Source organism: Helicobacter sp. MIT 99-5507, assembly GCF_003364295.1.
Classification (GTDB): Bacteria; Campylobacterota; Campylobacteria; order Campylobacterales; family Helicobacteraceae; genus NHYM01.
The window spans coordinates 336739-355712 of the sequence record NZ_NXLO01000002.1; the positions used below are offsets into that span (position 1 = coordinate 336739).

The window sequence follows — 18974 nt, forward strand, 5'->3', positions numbered from 1 at the left end:
AAAATCCTAATATAATAAATTTAAAAAGATTGCTATTATAACAAAACAAGAATTGAAAACTAAAAAAGAGCTTTTGGGTATGAATCTAGAAAACAATAAAGAGAATCTAAAAAAAGAATTTAGAAAATTTGCAAAAAAAGACTTATTTTCACTCTCAAAAAATAAAGAAATCTTTAATGACAAAAAAGTAACAAAACAAATAGAAAAAATAATATTTCAAAAAAAAGCAAAAAATATCCTTCTTTATACCCCAATGAATAGTGAAGTAAATATCTTTCCACTTATTAATACACTTCGCAAGACTAATGGTATTAGAATTTTTTTACCATTTATAACAGGAGAGAGTTTTAAAATTGTGCCTTTTAGGTTGCCATTAAGAAAAAATAAATACAATATATTTGAAACAAAAAATTCAAAATTTTTTAATTTTAATAAAATAGATTTAGCAGTAGTGCCTATTTTAGGTGTTGATGTTGATTTTAAAAGAATTGGTTTTGGCAAAGGAATGTATGATAGATTCTATAATACACTTAAAAAAAAGCCATATAATATTTTTGTTTGTAGAATCTTAAACTTTGCTATCCTAAAAATAGGCGATAGTTACGATATTGTTGGCGATACTATAATATCTACTGGAACAAGAAAAGGTAATTATGACTTTTTGGGCAATAATTGGTTTTATTGTAGGTGGAATTTTATCAGGCGTATTTGTATATTTAATAACAAGAAAAGTATTCATCTCAAACCAGCAAATAGCTTTAAAGCAAGCAAAAATAAAAGCAATTGCAATAGAAAAAGAAGCTGAAATAAAATTTCAAAATCAAAGAATTAAACTAAAAGAAGAAGAGATTGAATTAAGAAAAAAATATGAAGATGAGATGCATAAAGCTCTAAAAGAATTTGAAGAAAAATCTTTAGAAGTTGATAAAAAAGAATTTGCTCTATCTCAAAAATCTAAAAGCTTAGATGAAGAAAGAAGAATATTTGAAATAGATAGAAATTCATTATTGTTATCACAGCAAGCAATCGATGATTTAAAACTCAAATATCAAGAAAAGCAAAATGATTTAATTGAGATTCTAAGCAATTATACTTCCCTATCTATTGATGAAGCAAAAAGTATGCTATTAGTGCATTTAGAAGATAGTCTAAAAATAGAAAAAGCAAATCTTATTAGAAGATATGAGCAAGAAACAAAAGAGGATGCAAGACGAAAGGCAAATTATATCATCGCTCTAGCTGCATCTAGATATGCTGGTGAATATAGTGCTGAAAAGCTAATAAATGTAGTCCATTTAGCAGACGATGATATGAAAGGTCGTATTATTGGAAAAGATGGTCGTAATATCAAATCTTTAGAGATGATAACAGGTGTTGATGTGCTAATAGATGATACACCAAATACTATAATTTTAAGCAGTTTTAATCTATATCGCCGTGCAATAGCACTAAATACTATCAATCTTTTAATAGAAGATGGTAGGATTCACCCTGCTAGAATAGAAGAGATATATAAAAAATGCGAAAATGATATGGAGCAAACTATCTTAAATGATGGAGAAAATGTCATCCTTGATTTGGGGCTTGGATACATGCATACAGAACTAAAAAAGATGATTGGAAAAATGAAATATCGTGCAAGTTTTGGACAAAATGCATTATCTCATTCAATAGAAGTTGCACATCTATCAGGACTTATTGCAGGTGAATTAGATGGAGATGAATTACTAGCAAAAAGAGCAGGATTGCTTCATGATATAGGCAAAGCACTCACTCACGAACTAGGCGGTAATCATGTTAGTATTGGATATGATTTAGCAAGGAAATGCAAAGAACATCCTGTTGTTTTAAACGCGATACTTGCTCATCATGGAAATGAGGAAGCAAAGAGTATAGAAGCTGCTGCAGTTTGTGCTGCTGATGCTATATCTGGAGCAAGACCAGGAGCTAGAAAAGAAGTATTGGAAAATTTCTTAAAAAGAGTACAGAATCTAGAGAAAATTGCCCTAAGTAAGCTTGGTGTAAAACAAGCTTATGTGATTAATGCAGGTAGGGAGATTAGAGTTATTGTAAGATCTGATCAAGTAGATGATAAAGAAACTATCATAATGGCAAGAGATATTGCAAAAGAAATAGAGATGAATCTTCAATACCCTGGTGAAGTTAAAGTCAATGTGATAAGAGAGATTCGTGCAACAGAAATTGCAAGATAATTGAGGAATATTATGAAAATCTACAAGGAAACTATTGATTATAGAGCAAAACAATTTTGTAAAGATTTCTTACATAAAGGCACAAAAAGATTTCTATTTGGAACAAATGATTATGCTTTAAGTATCGCTAAGGCACTCAATAATGATATAGATGGGTATATTAATGATATTACACAAGAGAAGTATTTTAATGGAATCCCAATATTACGATTAAATGATTTGCCTAAAGATTCTCTTATAGTCTCTTGTGTAGTGCTTTCACAAGCAATAAATATCAAAAAAAGATTATTAAAGCTTGGATTAATAAATTTGGACTATTTTAGCTTTGCAAAATATAGTAATCTTCCTATAAAACAAGTGGAATTTGTAAATAAAGATATAGAAGGCAACCCTCTTACTATATGTGACGCAAAACATGATATACAAGAAAATAATGAAAAATATCAAGATATTTTTAATCTCCTTTATGATGAAGATTCTAAAATTGCATTTGAGAAATGTTGTAATTTTAGATACTCAAGTGATTTGAAGTTTTTAGAAAATTTTGAATATACACCTGATATGCAATATTTTGAGAATTTTATTTCTTATCAAGATATTTCGATTTTTGTAGATATTGGAGCATATCATGGAGAAACAAGTTTAGAATTTATAAAAAGAAATCTATGTTATTCAAGTATTCATTGTTTTGAACCAGAAAGTAAGAATTTTTCACAATTACATGAAAATTTAAAAAAATATCCACATGTATTTCTCCATAAATATGGTGTAGGAGAAGAAAGAAAAACTATTTATATTTCTCAAGATAGCGGGTCAAGCAATAAAATTACACAAAATAAAAATGGAGAAAAGATTGATATAGTTGCTCTAGATTCTTTTTTATCTTTAGATTCTAATGTATATCAATATAACAATACAGATAGGGGGGGGGCGAGCAATCATTAGATTCTAAAAATACTGCAATGCTAAATTATTCATCAATATTTATTAAAATAGATATTGAAGGTGAAGAATTGCATGCTTTATTTGGAATGCAACAAATAATAAAACATTATCATCCCATCCTTGCCATCTCTGTTTATCATGGTATAAGTGATTTTTATACTATTCCGCAGTATATTCTTAGCCTTTATAAAAATTATAGAATCTATTTTAGACATTATTCACAAGGATTAATTGAGTCTGTAATGTTTTTTATTCCTTTGGGTGTAAATTAGTTTATAAGATTCTAGTCAAATAGATGGAAGATCCTTGTAAAGATAATATTATTAATATTTGTTATAATATTTTTTTTAAAAAAAATTACGGAGTAAATTTATGAAAAAAATACTATTTAGCATTTTATTTGTATTTGGGCTTGTTTCTAGCTCTTTTGGTGTTGATAAAATGTATGGACAAGGACAAGGTTTTTTAGGTGCTGAAGTTGGTTTTGGTGGCACTACTGATTTTAGTGTAGGTGTTATTGGTGGATATCAGCATTATTTTAAAGAATCTTGGCAATTTGCAGGTTTTAGACATGGTGTAAGGGGTATTGGAAATATCAGCTTTGGACGATATGGCGGTGGTTTTTATAATACTGATTATAATCTTATGGCAATTGGTGCTGGTGCAGATTGGACTATAGAATTTACTCCAAATAGCATATATAATTGGGGTGCATTTGCTGGTCTTGGACTTGTTTATATAAATGCTCTAAATAAAGATGGTTGGTATCCACTTAATTCTATATATCTTGATGGACATATTGGCGGCTCTTTAAATATTGCTAATACTCATAGAGTAGAAGTTGCGATTGGAAGTGGATTGTCCGTAGTTTCTCTTAGATATATGTATATGTTTTAATCTAACTAGATTTGCCCAGACTATTTGGGTAAATCTAATTTTGTATTTTCTTTCAATTTAGATTTATTTTTTATTTTAATAATTAATTTTTGTGTTAGAATCCCTAATTTACTGCAATCAATATTTATAAATAGGAAATACGATGTTATTATTTACACCAGGACCGACACCAATACCAGAATCTATTCGTCAAGCTATGGCTATTCCTACACTTCATCATAGAACAAAAGAGTTTGAGAGTTATTTTGAATTTTGTAGAATAAAATTAATAGAATTAATGAATATGCAAGATGTATTAATGCTTGCTTCAAGTGGTAGTGGTGCTATGGAAGCAAGCATTAGGACTTTTTGCAAAAAACCATTATGTATTAATAGTGGTAAGTTTGGTGAGAGATTTGTAAAGATCGCTAAAGTTTATAATATGCCATTTGTAGAGATTCTAAATGATTGGGATACTGCTCCAAATAGTGATGAAATTGCTAATATTCTAAAACAAGATAATGAAATAGATTCTATTTGTATTCAAATGTGTGAGAGTGCTGGTGGTTTGCGTCATAATGTAGAATCTATAGCAAAAGTGGCAAAAGAGATTAATAAAGATATAGTAATTATAGTTGATGCTATAACCGCCCTTGGCGTAGAAGAAATTGATACTACAAATATAGATGTTTTAATAGGTGGTTCTCAAAAGGCTTTTATGCTTCCTCCTGGTATGGCTATTATTGGATTATCAGGTTTAGCACTTGATTTGATTGATAAAAATGATATTGGATTTTATTTCAATCTAAAAACTGAGTTAAAAAATCAGAGAAAAAATACGACTGCTTGGACATCACCTACGACAATCATAATAGGACTTGCAAAATATTTTGAGATAGCAAATATAAAAGATATTTATAAAGAGACAAAACAAAGAGCTATTGCAACACGAGAATCTCTAAAATCTCTAAATCTAAAAATATATCCAAAAAATCCAGCTTTAGCGATGACTACGATTTATAATGAAGATTCTCTAAAGATTAGAAAAATATTAAAAGAGAAATATTATGTAAATATTGCAGGTGGGCAGGATAAGTTAAAAGATAGTATTTTTAGAATAAATCATATGGGAATTATTCCAATCAATGAAGCTTTGTGGGTTGTAAATGCTATAGAGCTAACACTAAATGATCTTAATATAAGAAAATTTGATGGAAATGCAAGTAAAGTATTTTTAGAAAATTATTTCAAGCAAGGCTGAAGTTTTATAAAAGTATTGCTACAATTTCACAACAAATATTTGATTAAGAGAGCATTTGATTATGAGGTTAAAAGTATCACACATACGGTATATTGCTGATAAAATTGCAAGAGATTTAGTAAATGCTAATTATGTTGAGATTCTAACAAATGACAAAGATATTATTAAAATAGCAAGTAAATATTTAGAAGATAATATCAATAAAGAATTAGCTATCGAAGAAAAAGCTAAGCATTTTGTTGATGAAAATATAGATATGATAGAGAGTAATGGTGTAGATGATAGGAGATTTTTCTCTATGGTTAAGAAAAAATTTGCTGATGATGAATCTTTTATCTTATCTTGGGATGATAGGTATAGCAATTTATCACATAAGATAATGGATGAACTCATTGATACAAGCGTTATTAATTTTAGCGTATCTGAGATGATGATTAAAAATCTTATATTTAAATCAATAAATACTTATGCTAAATCATATAGAGATATAGAAGAAAATGTTATAGAGAGAATTAAAAATTACAAAAAGAAGCTTTTAGTTGGTACAGAGGAATATGATTTGGTATTTGAGAAAATGTATGAAGAAGAACTAAAAAAACAGGGATTTTTGTGATACATAAAGTGCTTTTAGGATTATAAATGATGAATAAAGCAATTTTATATTTAGAAAATGGCATGACTTTTGAGACACTTAGCTTTGGTGCAAATGGGACTAAAGTGGGTGAAATAATATTTAATACTTCGCTTACTGGTTATCAAGAGATTCTAACAGATCCAAGCTATGCAGGGCAATTTGTAATATTTTGTATGCCAGAAATAGGTATTGTTGGTGTAAATGATGATGATATAGAATCTTTGTCAAATACGCCTCATGTAAATGGAATAATTATAAGAAATTACAATGATTTTTACTCAAATTTTAGAGCAAAAGAATCTTTAGGAAATTATCTTAAAAAACACAATATCATTGGAATCTCAAATATAAATACAAGACTTTTGACAAAAATTGTGCGTGAATTTGGTGCACTAAATGCAATTATTTCTAATGAAATTTTTGACATAGAGGAGCTAAAAAATATTTTAGAAAAATCTCCAAAAATTAGTGAAATCGATTATATTGCAAATATTAGTTCAAAGAAATCAAAAATCCACAATAAAAGCATATTTGAGTTTAGTAATTTTGCCTATGGAAAACCAAGGTTTAAAAAGAAAATCGTTGCGATAGATTTTGGCATAAAGCAAAACATCTTAAATGAGCTTAGCAGTGTAGGGCTAGAGTGCGAAGTGATAGGATATGATTTTGATGCAGATATTCTTATTGAAAGATTCAAAAATAAAGAAATTGGCGGAGTATTTTTATCAAATGGTCCTGGAGATCCAAAAATATTAAAAAAAGCAATAAAAGAAATATCAAAGTTAATAAAAGTAAAGATTCCAATGCTAGGAATTTGTCTAGGTCATCAGCTTCTTGGGATTGCTTCTGGATATGAAACATATAAATTACCATTTGGGCATCACGGAGCAAATCACCCTGTAAAAAATATGCAAACAAAACAAATAGAAATAACATCACAAAATCATATTTATTCATTACCAGAATCTATAGAAAAAATAGCAATAATCACACATAAAAATCTATTTGATGGCACGATAGAAGGATTAAGATATAAAGATTTTCCGATTATATCCATGCAGCATCACCCAGAGGCAAGCCCAGGTCCAAAAGAAGCAAATAAGGTATTTAAAGATTTCTTTGATATGGTTGCAAATACAAATTAGTGGAGATTTATGAAATCTATTTTATTTAGTATTATATTTATAGTATTTTTTTCTGCATGCAGCAAACATGTAAATGAAGAGTTTAATAAACCAGCGTCATTTTGGTATGAAAGATTGATTATTGCAATAAGCGAAGGAAATCTAGAATTAGCTGATAGCTATTATAATTCATTATCAAGTGAGCATTCGGCTTCACCTTTGCTTGGTGAGGCATTGCTCATGCTCATAAAAGCTCATATTGATGATAAAGAACATTTACTTGCTAGCTTTTTTGTAAATGAGTATAAAACTCGCTTTAGTAGTGTAAATAATGTTGATTATATCGCATTACTTGGAATAGAGACTAATTTTTATGCATTTAGTAATTATAGTAAAGATCAAGGTTTTATAGATGATAATATTAGCGATATTAATCATTTTATAATTCTTAATCAAAATAATAAATATATGCCATATATTAATCACATACTAACAAGTTTTAAACTCTCAAAATTAGAAATGAATAATGAAATAATTAGAATCTATAATATAAAAGACAAAGAAGAAGCACAAGAAAAATATGAAGAATATAATAATGAATTAGGCGTGCAAGATATAGAATTCACTCCTTCCCATATTCCTTGGTATGTCAAGATATTTAGCTGGTAATTAAAACAAAAGGATATTAACTTGAATAATATAACATTCCCAATAAATTTGCCAATATTGATTGATGAAAGCACTTTTATATATCCATCTACAATTACTCCAATATTTATAAATGATGAAGCAAGTATAAATGCCCTATCAAAGGCACAAGAAGAAAATAATGTCATTTTTATTACTACTTCAAAAGATATCGATATTGAAAGTGATGAACAAAATGATTTTTACGATGTCGGCGTAGTAGGTAATATTATGCGAAAAGTATCTCTTCCAAATGGAAAGATAAAGTTTTTATTTCAAGGCGTCTCAAGAGCAAAAATACTTAGCATTGATAGTGAAGGTCCATTGATGGGAACTATTAATCTAATCATACCAGACCCACATGATCCAATAAAACTAAATGCTACTTTAGCTTTATTAAATGAGCGAATTGATGTTATGTCAAAATTATTACCATATTTTCCGAATGATTTATTAAAGACAATAGAATCTTATGAACCAAATAGAATGGTAGATACGATACTCTCTACACTTAGAATCTCCAAAAATAAGATTTATAATATCTATGCAAGTAGCAATACTATTGATAGATTGATCTTGCTTATAAGCTATATTGATGAAGAAATAGAAGCACTAAAACTCCAAAAAGAAATCAAAACAAAAGTCAATAATAAAGTTGAAAAAATCAATAGAGATTTTTACCTAAAAGAGCAGTTAAAGCAGATTCAAAAAGAGCTAGGAATTGATAATCAAAAAAATGAAGAAATAGAAGCCTATTACAAAAAACTAGAATCTATCAAGCCACACATTGATGTTGATGGTTATAAAGAAATAAAAAAGCAAATTGATAGATTATCTCGAATGCACCAAGATAGCTCAGAATCTAGCATGATACAAAATTATATTGAATGGATGCTAGAAATTCCATTTGGTAAATTTTCTACAAAAAAAATGTCTATTAATGCAGTTAGCAAGCAACTAGATTCTGATCATTATTCTTTAGCTAAACCAAAACAAAGAATCTGTGAATATTTTGCAGTAAAAGAGCTATTAGCACTTAGAGGAAAAGAGAGCATTCAAAATAGAGGGACTATCCTTTGTTTTTATGGACCTCCAGGTGTTGGTAAGACTTCACTTGCAAATTCTATAGCAAAGGCACTAAAAAGATCTCTTATTAGAATCGCACTTGGTGGATTAGAGGATGTAAATGAGCTTAGGGGGCATAGGAGAACTTATTTGGGTGCGATGCCAGGTAGAATCGTGCAAGGATTGATTGATGCAAAGGAGATGAATCCAGTTGTTGTTTTAGATGAGATTGATAAGGTTGGCAAAAGCTATAGAGGAGATCCAACTTCTGTCTTATTAGAGATATTAGATCCAGAACAAAATGTGGCATTTAGGGATTACTATGCTAATTTTAATATCAATTTATCACAAATTATTTTTATTGCCACAGCAAATGATATATCACAGATTCCAGCTCCACTTAGAGATAGAATGGAATTTATTGAGCTTTATAGCTATACACCGCAAGAAAAATTAGAGATTGCAAAAAAATATCTCATTCCTCAAGAATTAAAAAAACATGGTATTGCAAATACAGAATTTAGTATCAATACAAATGCATTAAAAGAAATCATTGAAAAATATACTAGAGAAGCAGGTGTGCGAAAATTAAGGGAAAAAATAGCACAGATTATGCGAAAAAGTGCAAGAGAGATTCTAGAAGATAGTAATAAAAAAGTAAGTATTACAACGCATAATCTTAAAAACTACCTAGATAAAATTGTATTTGAGATTGAAAGCACAAAAGGTGTTGATAAGATAGGTGTTGTAAATGGCTTGGCTTGGACTAGTGTAGGTGGCGATGTCTTAAAGATTGAGGCAATAAAGATTGTTGGCAAAGGTGCTTTGGAGCTAACAGGAAATCTTGGTGATGTTATGAAAGAATCTGCAAAGATCGCTTTATCTGTCAATAAATTTTTGATTGATAAGAAAAGCAAAGCAAAAGAGCAAATCTATAATAAATACAATATTCATATACATGTTCCAGAGGGTGCTACTCCAAAAGATGGACCAAGTGCAGGGATTTCTATGGCTGTTAGCATTGCTTCTGTGTTTTTAGATAAAAAGGTAAATTCAAAAATCGCAATGACAGGCGAGCTTACTCTAACAGGTGATATTTTGCCTATTGGTGGGCTAAAAGAAAAGTTAATTGCAGCTTATAAAGCTGGAATGAAAAGTGTGTTAATACCAGAGAAAAATTACAAAAGAGATTTAGATGAGATTCCAAATGAGGTATTAAAACAATTAAAGATTTTTCCAGTTAGTAGGATTGAAGAAGTATTAGATAAAGCATTGGTAAAATAATGCTTATGAAAACGCTTTGTTTGATTTCTCTTGGGTGTAATAAGAATCTAGTTGATAGCGAGGTAATGCTTGGTAAGCTTAGTGAATATAAACTAGTAGATTCCCCAATTGATGCAGGGGTGATTATAGTAAATACTTGTGGGTTTATCCAAAGTGCAAAGCAAGAGAGCATAAATAAGATTCTAGAAGTTGCAAGATTAAAGTCAAAAGATAGCATTTTGGTAGTAAGCGGCTGTTTATCTCAAAGATATGCAGATGAATTAAAAAGTGAAATAAAAGAGATTGATATAATAACAGGTGTAGGGGATTATAATAAAATTGATGAAATGATTAATAACCTCTCCAAAAAAAATAAAATTATAAAAAGCAATTCTACTTTTTTAATAGATGATGAAACTAGGATTATAACAGGCTCTAATATTCAATGTTATGTCAAGCTTAGTGAGGGTTGCAATCAACAATGTAGTTTTTGTGCTATTCCATTATTTAAAGGCAAGCTTTATTCACGAAGTATAGAATCCTGTATAAAAGAAATAAAAAATTTATTAAAAATTGGCTATCAAGATTTTAGTTTTATTGCACAAGATTCTAGCTCTTATATGCGTGATCTTGGCAAAAAGGATGCTTTAATTGAGCTAATTGGTGAAGTTGAAAAGATTGAGGGGATTAGAAGTGCTAGAATCTTATATCTATACCCATCTAGCACTTCATTTGAATTGATAGATAGGATAGCGCAATCTTCAATCTTTCAAAATTATTTTGATATGCCAATTCAGCATATTTCAGATTCTATGCTTAAGATTATGAAGCGAGGAGCAAATAAAAAAGATCATATAAAATTACTAGAAAAAATGAGAAACACAAAAGACAGCTTCATTCGCACGACTTTGCTTTTAGGACATCCAGGCGAGAGTGAGAGTGATTTTTTGGAGCTTTGTGATTTTGTTAGTGATTTTACATTTGATAGGATTAATGTATTTGCATTTTCAAGTGAAGCAGGCACAAAAGCACATACTATGGACAATAAAGTTAGTTCAAAAATTGTAAATAAACGCATAAACACTATAAATAAAATCATAAAAGAGCAGCAAAAAAAGCAATTTCAAAATTATGTTGGCAAGGAATTTGACGCAATCATAGATGGAATCTCAAAAGAAAGTGAGTTTTTATTTTCTGCTAGAGACATAAAATGGGATAGGGAAATAGATGGTGAAATACTAATAAATGAGAATCTTACAGATTCACCACTTAAGGCAGGTTATTATACGATAAAAGTTGATAGTCTAAAAGATGGATATTTACTTGGCAAAGCGATTAGAAAACTTTGATTTAGAGGGTATTTCTTATTTAGAATCTGCTAAAAATCTACTTGGCTTTAGTGCTCAAGTAGATTCTACTTGTTTGTTTTATGTTTTGTTAAATCTTGGAATTGATTTTGATATTGCAATTATTGATTATCAAATAAGAGAAGATTCTAAGCTTGAAGTAGCCCATGCAAAGAATCTAGCAAAAAAATACAATAAAAAAATTTTTGATATAAAATCTCCAAAATTTAATAGCAATTTTGAAGCAAATGCAAGAACTTTTAGAATAGATTTTTTTAAAAAAATCATAAAGTCACATAACTATAAAAATCTAATCCTTGCAAATCATCTAAATGATAGATTGGAGTGGTTTTTGATGCAATTTACAAAAGGTTGTGCACTAAATTCTTTGCTTGGTTTTGATGCAATCTCAAAGCTAGATGATTTTAATATCATTCGTCCATTTTTTAATACCTCAAAAAGGCAGATTCTAGAATTTTTATATACAAATAATATTAAATATTTTATTGATAAAAGTAATGATGATGAAATGTATTTAAGGAATTATTTTCGTAAAAATTTTTCAAATCATTTGATGGAAAAATATGAAAATGGCATAAAAAAATCACTAAATTTATTAAAAAATGAATATGAGATTTTGTATGGACAAACCAAGATTCATAACTTAAATGACAATATATATTTTTTTACAAAAAAAGAAAATCATATAAATTTACACAATATCGATATTTGTGCAAAAAAACTTGGTTATGTCATATCAAGCAAACAGCGAGATGAGATTGTAAAAAGTAATTATTCTTGCATTACTGCATCAAAAATTGTAATTGATAATAATTCTTTTGATATTTATGTTGCAAAAAATGATATAAGATATAAGCATTCAAAAAAGATTAGAGAATCTTTTAGAATAAGAGGAATTCCGCCAAAGATTCGACCTTTGATAGAAAGTATTTTGTGAGGATTTTATGAAATTAGCAGTTTTTGATTTTGATTCTACTTTGATGGATGGCGAGACAATTGATGAGCTTGCAAAAGCATATGGTGTTTTTAAAGAAGTGCAAGATATTACTAAAAATGCGATGGAAGGTAAAAGAGATTTTTATTTTAGTTTAAAAGAGAGAGTAAGGTTATTAAATGGCATGAAAGAGAGCTTAGCAGTTGAAGTTTGTGAGAACTTACCTCTTGTAAATGGCGCACAAGATATTATAAAAGAGCTTAAAAATAGGGGATATAAAGTAGTGTGTTTTAGTGGTGGATTTAAATTTGCTACTACTTATTTTAGAGAGATTTTAGGGCTTGATGCAGATTTTAGTAATATTCTTTGCGTAAATGATGGAATCTTAAATGGTGAAGTTGGCGGTGAAATGATGTTTGTGGATTCTAAAGGTAAAATGCTTTTAACTTTGCAGCGATTGCTTGGAGTAAGCATCAAAGATACTATTGTAGTTGGTGATGGTGCAAATGATTTATCTATGTTTAGATATGCAGGTAAGAGAGTTGCATTTTGTGCAAAAGAAGTGTTAAAAAAAGAAGCAAATATTATTATAGATACTAAAGATTTAAGAGAAATTATAAAATTTATTTAAAAAGGTAAAAATATGAGTTTAAGAGCAAGTGGATTTAGTTTGTGGTGTGATTTTATAGAGAGGGATTTTATAGATTCTGTTTTTAGAGAGCTTTTGGATAATAATATTATTTATGGAGCTACAAGCAATCCTAGTATTTTTGCAAATGCTATTTTAAAAAGTAATGCATATAAAAAAGATAAAGATAGATTAAATGGTAAAAGCGCAAAAGAGATTTATGAGAATCTTGCATTTTATGATATTAAAAAAGCAGCAAAAGTTATGCTCCCAATTTGGGAGAGGGATAATAATGATGGCTTTATAAGTATTGAGATTGATCCAATGTTATGCGATGATGCAAGCAAGAGTATTGATGAGGGAAGAAGAATTTTTAAAGAAATAGATATGCCAAATGTGATGATAAAAGTCCCTGGAAATGAATCTGGATTTGAAGTGATGAGCGAACTTTATAAAAGCGGTATAAATATCAATGCTACATTATTATTTTCAAAAACTCAAACTAAAAAAGCACTAGATTCTATTGGTAATTTTAAGGCAGATTCTAAAAAAGTCGTGCTTAGTATTTTTGTATCTAGATTTGATCGGATGCTTGAGATGAAAAATAAGACAAAAGATTCAAATCCATTGCTTGGAATCTATAATGCTACTAATTGTTACAATATTATACAAAATTTTGATAATCCAAATATCCGTGCATTATTTGCCTCTACCGGGGTAAAAGATGATTTTATTGCAAAAGATTATTATATATCTAATTTGTTATTTAAAAATAGTATAAATACTGCACCACTTGATACGATACGAGCTTTTATGCAAAGTAATGCAAATATAATAACTCCAATCGATAATATAGATTCTTATTTAGCAAAATTTGACTTAGAATCTATGAGTAAAGAGCTACTAGATGATGGGTTAAATGCCTTTAAATGCAGCTTTGAAGATATGCTAGAGCATATATGCTAATGTTTTAATTTTTATAAAATTAAATATATTTTAAATATTATCTTAACAAATAGTTGATGATTTTCTTTTATAATTTCTTTGTCGAAAGACAAAATGAAGTATTAACAAAAATACTTCAAGTTATATTAATTGATATATACAAAGAAGCCAATTTAAAGTATATGGTGGTATTTTTACAACGATGTAGACTAAAACCCTATATATAACATTTTAGTAAGATTATATTAAGCAACCCCTCCAAAAATTAGATTATAATCTTTTTATTTATGTAAAATCATATAACTTTAAAAAGCCCTTTTTAGTAAATATTCAACTTTTAAGATAGTAATCAATCTGTCTTTTTGTTTTCCTACACCATATACTAAATTGGCTTCTTCGTGTAGAGTTTCTGGCGTAGGATCAATATCTGCTTCATTAATTCTTGTAGCTTCTGTTAGTTTATCAATTATAAACCCCGCAATTTCATCATTATATCTAATCACAATATACCTAGTATCTTTATTGACTTTTAGTGCAGGTAGCCCAAATTTCATTCTTAAATCTATTAGTGGAAAAACATTTCCTCGTAAATTAAATACTCCAAGTACATAATCAGGAGTCCCTGGAACTCTAGTATATTCTATAGGTTTTACTATTTCTTGTACATTTAAAATAGGGACAGCAAATTCTTCATTGCCAATTAAAAAACCTACAACTTGCAGTATATCTTCTGGTTCTCTTTCTACTTCTTTTTTAACTTGTCTTTGTAGTATTTCTTTTAATTTGTCACTCATTTTGCTGCCTTTTTCTTATAAATTGAAGTTTATATTTCTTTTAACAACATTTATTAAATAATCTGCTGAATATGGCTTTGTAATATATTCAGTCATTCCAGATTCTACACCACGCATTCTATCAGTTTTTGAAGACCTGCTTGTAACTGCAATAAGTGGTAATTGCTTAAATTTATTGTATTTTCTAATTTCTGTTGCAAGCGAATAGCCATCCATTCTAGGCATTTCTATATCAATTAATACTGCATCGATATGCTTGTCTCCATTTTTAATGATTTCCAAAGCATCAATGCCATTTGTAGCTTCTAGTATAGTTATACCAAGAGGTTTTAGATATTGTTTTATGATAGTTCTATCAGTATGACTATCATCAACAGCTAATACTATATAATCGCTAGGTTGTGTTTTTTCTTTGTTTATATCATCTTCTTGAAGACTGCTTACAGAGCCTTTTACACGTTTTGCCATTTGCATCATACTTGCAACATCAACAATTAATGTAATTTTTCCATCACCTCTAACTGTCGCACCAGCAATACCTTCTGTCCCCTTTAAATAATAACCAAGAGATTTTATAACAACTTCTTCTTGTCCGACTAAATAATCAACAATAACTCCGATTTTATTTGCGGCAAGTCCAATTACTACTACATATAATTCATCAGAATTTTTAAGAAGTGTATCAACATTGAATATATCAACTAATCTTACAAGCGTAAGTATCTCATCTCTTAGCCTTAATACACTTCTTCCTTCAACCATATATATTTCATTTTGATTGATTCTAACAGTTTCTAATACAGAACCAAGTGGGATTGCATAATATTCTTCTTGCACACTTACTATAAGTGCTTGAATAATAGCTAATGTAAGCGGGATTCTAAGCTTTAGCGTAGTTCCTTTATCAATTTCTGATTCTACATCTATCATTCCATTTAATTTTTCTATATTTGTCTTAACGACATCCATTCCCACACCACGACCACTAACACTTGTAACCGCCTGTGCGGTTGAGAATCCAGCTTTAAAAATCAAGCCAAATGCATCTTTATCTGTCATGGTATCAGCTTCACGTTCGCTTATCGTGCCTTTTTCTAATGCTCTTTGTTTAAGAAAATTTGGATTTAACCCCTTTCCATCATCTGCTATCTCAACTACTATATGATTACCTTCATTATATGCTTTAAGATCTATTTTTCCTACTTTACTTTTTCCTTTTTTGACTCTTTCTTCAATGCTTTCTATTCCATGGTCACATGAATTTCTAATGATATGAACTAATGGATCTCCTATCTCTTCCACGATAGATTTATCTAGCTCTGTTTCCTCACCACTTATAACAAGCTCTATATTTTTACCCATATCTCTTGCTAAATCACGCACCATTCTTGGAAATTTATTAAATACTTTGCTTACAGGTAGCATTCTTGTTTTCATTACTGCTAGTTGAACATCAGTAGTAACAATACTTATGCTAGATACAACTTGATTTAACTCTTCTAAGAATTGCTCCCCATCATATCTTTCTTCGACTTCATCATATATGCTTATTAATCTATTTTTTCCAAGCACAAGCTCACCTATTAGATTCATTAAATGATCTAGTCTCTTTACATCAACTCTTACAGTTTGTTCTATACTTGTGCTTACAGCATTATCTACTTTTTTTGTATTTTGATTTATTTGTTTTGTGTTAGATACTTGTTGCGTATTAGATGTTTGTTGTGCAGGTTTGCTTGTATCTTTATTTTCATCATTATTTTTTAGTTTTGCAGCTCTTTTTGCTCTGTCTTCTTCTTGTCTTTGTTTTAATAATCTATCTATTTCTTTATCTATTTCTTCTGCGCTTAATGCAGAGTAGTCTAGATTGTCTTCTTCTTTATTTTCTACTTTTTTCTCTTCTACATTGCTATTAGTTTCATTGCTAACTTCTTTTACTTCTTCTACTTTTTTTTCTTCTATTGTGCTAGATTCTATTGTGTTAGATTCTTCTTTTTGGTTATCTTCGCCTTTTGATATATTTTGAAGTTTTTTTACAACAGAATCTATTTCAACTCCATTTTTATCACTTCCTGTATCGCGAATTAGCACTAATATATTTTTCATTAAATCTATCGATTCTAATACAACATCCATAATATTTGAAGTGATGACTAATTCACCTCGTCTTGCTTTATTCAAAACATCTTCCATATTATGTGTTAGCGTTGTTAGAACATCAAAATTTAAGAATGAGCTAGAGCCTTTTATAGTATGTGCTACTCTAAAGATTCTATTTAATAAATCCAAATCTTTTGGATTGTTTTCAAGTTCAATTAGATCTTGGTCTAATTGCTCTATCATCTCAAACGCTTCTATGAGAAAATCTTCTAATATTTCTTGCATTTCGTCCATAAGCTTTACCTTGTGCGCGAGTGTAATTTTGGATTCTACCTTTTTTTTATTGAATCCTATATATTTTTAGTATTATAACGTTTCAAATTTTTTATTATATATATTAAAGATTTTTGCATCATGATAAAAAGATGGCATAGCTATATATATAAAATCTTTTTCTTTTATAATTTTACCTATATGAAAATGACCTTCTATAATTATATCTATCTTTGTATTTAATGATTTTACATAATTTTTATAGATAGAGATTCTATTATTGATTATAGAATCTGCATTATAAGGATATTTTATCTCCTTTGCTACTACTTTATTATTTATGATATTAAATATTTTACCTTTACTAACAGAATCTAAACAACCAAGAAATAAAATCATTTTTTTTGAAGTTATTGTATTTATATAAAATTCATATTTTTTATTGATAAAAATATCTCCATGAGCAAGCAAGAGTGTTTTGTCTTTATAATGTGCTATTGCTGGCTGCATATCTCTAGGTATTACTTTTATATTTGCAGAATCTAATATGTTTTTGATATTAAAATCATGATTTCCTTCAAAATATATAATTTGTGATTTTAGATTCTTTATGCATTCTATTAATTCTTCGTTTATTTTTTCACTACTTTTTATTCCACCAACTAATAAATTTGCTATATCTCCAAGAAATATAATTTGACTTGGGTTTTTTTGTGTTATTGCATTAAGATTGTTTAATTTATATATCAACGCATCTCTATTTTTTTGGATATGAGAATCTGCTATAAAAATAGCATCATCATTTATTTCAAGGGACATAAGCGACCTTTGGCAATGCTACATCTTCATCTAGTCCAAGAGCTAGATTTGCACACGCTAGAGCTTGTGAGCTCGCTCCTCTTAATAGATTGTCAATACTTGTATTGATATACAAATCATTTTTACTTGCTTTTGCAAATATATCACAAAAATGCGTTCCACAGACACTTTTTACATCGACAGGGAATTCTCTAATTCTTATAAACTTTTCATCTTTATATTTTTCTTTTAGAATTTCTAATGGATTTATTTCATATTTTAATTTTGCAAATATTGATACTAGCATACCGCGTGTAAATGGGCTTAAATGCGGTATAAAATTGATTTTTATAACCATATTTGTAAAATCTTGGCATTTTTGAGCAATCTCTATTTGATGTCTATGATTTAGCGGTTGGTAGCTAAATATATTATCATTTATATTTGGATAATGTGTATTATCGTTTGGTTTTTTCCCACTTCCACTTACTCCGCTTTTTGCATCAATAAATATGCTTCCATCTATAAATTCTGCAAATGGCAAGATTCCAAGCAAACTTGCCGTAGGATAGCAACCTGGATTTGCTATTAGATTTGCATTTTTTATATTTTTTCTATTCCACTCAATTAGTCCATATTGTGCTATTTTGAGATTTTTTATATCTTGATGTTTTGTGTATGTTTTATTGAAATTTTCTTCATTTAGCCTGTAATCTGCTGATAAATCAATGACTTTTACTCCAGAATCCAGAATCTTTGGGGTGATTTTCATTGATTCTTCGTGTGGAAGTGCAAGAAAAACCAATTTGCATTGCTTAATAGAATCTAAATTAATATTTTCTATTTTTATATCATCTGTTACTGAAACTAGACTTTTATGTATTTTATGTAGAGTTGTGCCACCTGTCGTATTTGCTAGGTATTTGATTTCAAATAATTGATGATTTATTATAAGTTTGATTAGTTCTAACCCTGTGTATCCGCTTACGCCAATAATTCCAATAGGTATCATTTCATCCCCTTATTTTTATTTTTTAGATTCTAGCCAAAATTTATAAGGGGATTTG

The 18974-nt window shown here is 28.9% G+C and carries 18 protein-coding genes; 14 read left to right on the forward strand and 4 right to left on the reverse strand.

What is annotated here, in order from left to right; translation table 11 throughout:
* Window positions 1–79 precede the first annotated feature (79 nt).
* From CQA42_RS08445 to CQA42_RS04280, 14 genes are all read left to right on the forward strand, one after another.
* Complete coding sequence (locus CQA42_RS08445) at window positions 80–805, forward strand: 5-formyltetrahydrofolate cyclo-ligase (protein ID WP_115583446.1); 726 nt, start codon at window positions 80–82, stop codon at window positions 803–805.
* Window positions 720–2213 carry a ribonuclease Y gene (gene rny / locus CQA42_RS04220; protein ID WP_258865569.1) on the forward strand — a complete coding sequence of 498 codons (1494 nt, stop codon included), beginning with the start codon at window positions 720–722 and terminating at the stop codon, window positions 2211–2213. The genes CQA42_RS08445 and rny overlap by 86 nt, the downstream gene beginning before the upstream one ends.
* Window positions 2214–2225: 12 nt before the next feature.
* The gene (locus CQA42_RS04225) at window positions 2226–3158 is read left to right on the forward strand and encodes an FkbM family methyltransferase (RefSeq protein ID WP_115583448.1); all 933 of its coding nucleotides are present in this window, start codon (window positions 2226–2228) and stop codon (window positions 3156–3158) included.
* Window positions 3159–3175: 17 nt separating this feature from the next.
* Window positions 3176–3430, forward strand: a complete 255-nt coding sequence (locus CQA42_RS04230) for an FkbM family methyltransferase (protein WP_115583449.1) — start codon at window positions 3176–3178, stop codon at window positions 3428–3430.
* A gap of 100 nt (window positions 3431–3530) precedes the next feature.
* The gene (locus tag CQA42_RS04235; protein WP_115583450.1) at window positions 3531–4055 is read left to right on the forward strand and encodes a hypothetical protein; all 525 of its coding nucleotides are present in this window, start codon (window positions 3531–3533) and stop codon (window positions 4053–4055) included.
* A gap of 142 nt (window positions 4056–4197) precedes the next feature.
* Complete coding sequence (locus CQA42_RS04240) at window positions 4198–5295, forward strand: alanine--glyoxylate aminotransferase family protein (RefSeq protein WP_115583451.1); 1098 nt, start codon at window positions 4198–4200, stop codon at window positions 5293–5295.
* Between the two features lie 61 nt (window positions 5296–5356).
* Window positions 5357–5908 (forward strand): DUF507 family protein, encoded by a 552-nt coding sequence (locus CQA42_RS04245; RefSeq protein WP_115583452.1) that lies wholly within the window; start codon window positions 5357–5359, stop codon window positions 5906–5908.
* Between the two features lie 29 nt (window positions 5909–5937).
* Window positions 5938–7074 (forward strand): glutamine-hydrolyzing carbamoyl-phosphate synthase small subunit, encoded by a 1137-nt coding sequence (gene carA, locus CQA42_RS04250; RefSeq protein ID WP_115583534.1) that lies wholly within the window; start codon window positions 5938–5940, stop codon window positions 7072–7074.
* Between the two features lie 9 nt (window positions 7075–7083).
* Window positions 7084–7722, forward strand: a complete 639-nt coding sequence (gene bamD, locus CQA42_RS04255; RefSeq protein ID WP_115583453.1) for an outer membrane protein assembly factor BamD — start codon at window positions 7084–7086, stop codon at window positions 7720–7722.
* 15 nt (window positions 7723–7737) lie between these two features.
* Window positions 7738–10089 carry an endopeptidase La gene (lon, locus tag CQA42_RS04260; protein WP_115583454.1) on the forward strand — a complete coding sequence of 784 codons (2352 nt, stop codon included), beginning with the start codon at window positions 7738–7740 and terminating at the stop codon, window positions 10087–10089.
* A 5-nt stretch (window positions 10090–10094) separates the two neighbouring features.
* The gene (gene rimO, locus CQA42_RS04265; protein WP_115583535.1) at window positions 10095–11417 is read left to right on the forward strand and encodes a 30S ribosomal protein S12 methylthiotransferase RimO; all 1323 of its coding nucleotides are present in this window, start codon (window positions 10095–10097) and stop codon (window positions 11415–11417) included.
* Window positions 11392–12372, forward strand: coding sequence for a tRNA lysidine(34) synthetase TilS (tilS, locus tag CQA42_RS04270; protein ID WP_181881496.1), 981 nt, complete (start codon window positions 11392–11394; stop codon window positions 12370–12372). The genes rimO and tilS overlap by 26 nt, the downstream gene beginning before the upstream one ends.
* 7 nt (window positions 12373–12379) lie before the next feature.
* Window positions 12380–13000, forward strand: a complete 621-nt coding sequence (gene serB / locus CQA42_RS04275; RefSeq protein ID WP_115583456.1) for a phosphoserine phosphatase SerB — start codon at window positions 12380–12382, stop codon at window positions 12998–13000.
* A gap of 12 nt (window positions 13001–13012) precedes the next feature.
* On the forward strand, window positions 13013–13963 hold the full coding sequence (locus CQA42_RS04280) for a transaldolase (RefSeq protein WP_115583457.1): 951 nt from the start codon (window positions 13013–13015) through the stop codon (window positions 13961–13963).
* Window positions 13964–14247: 284 nt separating this feature from the next.
* Here CQA42_RS04280 and CQA42_RS04285 read toward each other — a convergent pair whose 3' ends face one another.
* The 4 genes from CQA42_RS04285 to argC all read right to left on the reverse strand — a co-directional run bounded on the left by CQA42_RS04285 (window position 14248) and on the right by argC (window position 18919).
* Window positions 14248–14736: a chemotaxis protein CheW gene (locus CQA42_RS04285; protein WP_115583458.1), complete on the reverse strand. Its 489-nt coding sequence runs from the start codon at window positions 14734–14736 to the stop codon at window positions 14248–14250.
* 15 nt (window positions 14737–14751) lie between these two features.
* Window positions 14752–17130: a response regulator gene (locus CQA42_RS04290; RefSeq protein ID WP_115583459.1), complete on the reverse strand. Its 2379-nt coding sequence runs from the start codon at window positions 17128–17130 to the stop codon at window positions 14752–14754.
* A gap of 72 nt (window positions 17131–17202) precedes the next feature.
* On the reverse strand, window positions 17203–17928 hold the full coding sequence (locus tag CQA42_RS04295) for a metallophosphoesterase (protein ID WP_115583460.1): 726 nt from the start codon (window positions 17926–17928) through the stop codon (window positions 17203–17205).
* Entirely contained in the window at window positions 17918–18919 is a 1002-nt protein-coding gene (argC, locus tag CQA42_RS04300; protein WP_115583461.1) for an N-acetyl-gamma-glutamyl-phosphate reductase, read from the reverse strand. The genes CQA42_RS04295 and argC overlap by 11 nt, the downstream gene beginning before the upstream one ends.
* Window positions 18920–18974 lie beyond the last annotated feature (55 nt).

Excerpts from the sequence above, each read along its gene's own strand:
- CQA42_RS04290 (WP_115583459.1), bottom strand. The coding sequence starts at position 17,130 with ATGGACGAAATGCAAGAAATATTAGAAGATTTTCTCATAGAAGCGTTT.
- CQA42_RS08445 (WP_115583446.1), top strand. The coding sequence starts at position 80 with ATGAATCTAGAAAACAATAAAGAGAATCTAAAAAAAGAATTTAGAAAA.
- bamD (WP_115583453.1), top strand. The coding sequence starts at position 7,084 with ATGAAATCTATTTTATTTAGTATTATATTTATAGTATTTTTTTCTGCA.
- carA (WP_115583534.1), top strand. The coding sequence starts at position 5,938 with ATGAATAAAGCAATTTTATATTTAGAAAATGGCATGACTTTTGAGACA.
- CQA42_RS04230 (WP_115583449.1), top strand. The coding sequence starts at position 3,176 with ATGCTAAATTATTCATCAATATTTATTAAAATAGATATTGAAGGTGAA.
- CQA42_RS04285 (WP_115583458.1), bottom strand. The coding sequence starts at position 14,736 with ATGAGTGACAAATTAAAAGAAATACTACAAAGACAAGTTAAAAAAGAA.
- CQA42_RS04240 (WP_115583451.1), top strand. The coding sequence starts at position 4,198 with ATGTTATTATTTACACCAGGACCGACACCAATACCAGAATCTATTCGT.
- CQA42_RS04295 (WP_115583460.1), bottom strand. The coding sequence starts at position 17,928 with ATGTCCCTTGAAATAAATGATGATGCTATTTTTATAGCAGATTCTCAT.
- rimO (WP_115583535.1), top strand. The coding sequence starts at position 10,095 with ATGAAAACGCTTTGTTTGATTTCTCTTGGGTGTAATAAGAATCTAGTT.
- CQA42_RS04235 (WP_115583450.1), top strand. The coding sequence starts at position 3,531 with ATGAAAAAAATACTATTTAGCATTTTATTTGTATTTGGGCTTGTTTCT.
- CQA42_RS04245 (WP_115583452.1), top strand. The coding sequence starts at position 5,357 with ATGAGGTTAAAAGTATCACACATACGGTATATTGCTGATAAAATTGCA.
- CQA42_RS04225 (WP_115583448.1), top strand. The coding sequence starts at position 2,226 with ATGAAAATCTACAAGGAAACTATTGATTATAGAGCAAAACAATTTTGT.
- CQA42_RS04280 (WP_115583457.1), top strand. The coding sequence starts at position 13,013 with ATGAGTTTAAGAGCAAGTGGATTTAGTTTGTGGTGTGATTTTATAGAG.
- serB (WP_115583456.1), top strand. The coding sequence starts at position 12,380 with ATGAAATTAGCAGTTTTTGATTTTGATTCTACTTTGATGGATGGCGAG.
- argC (WP_115583461.1), bottom strand. The coding sequence starts at position 18,919 with ATGATACCTATTGGAATTATTGGCGTAAGCGGATACACAGGGTTAGAA.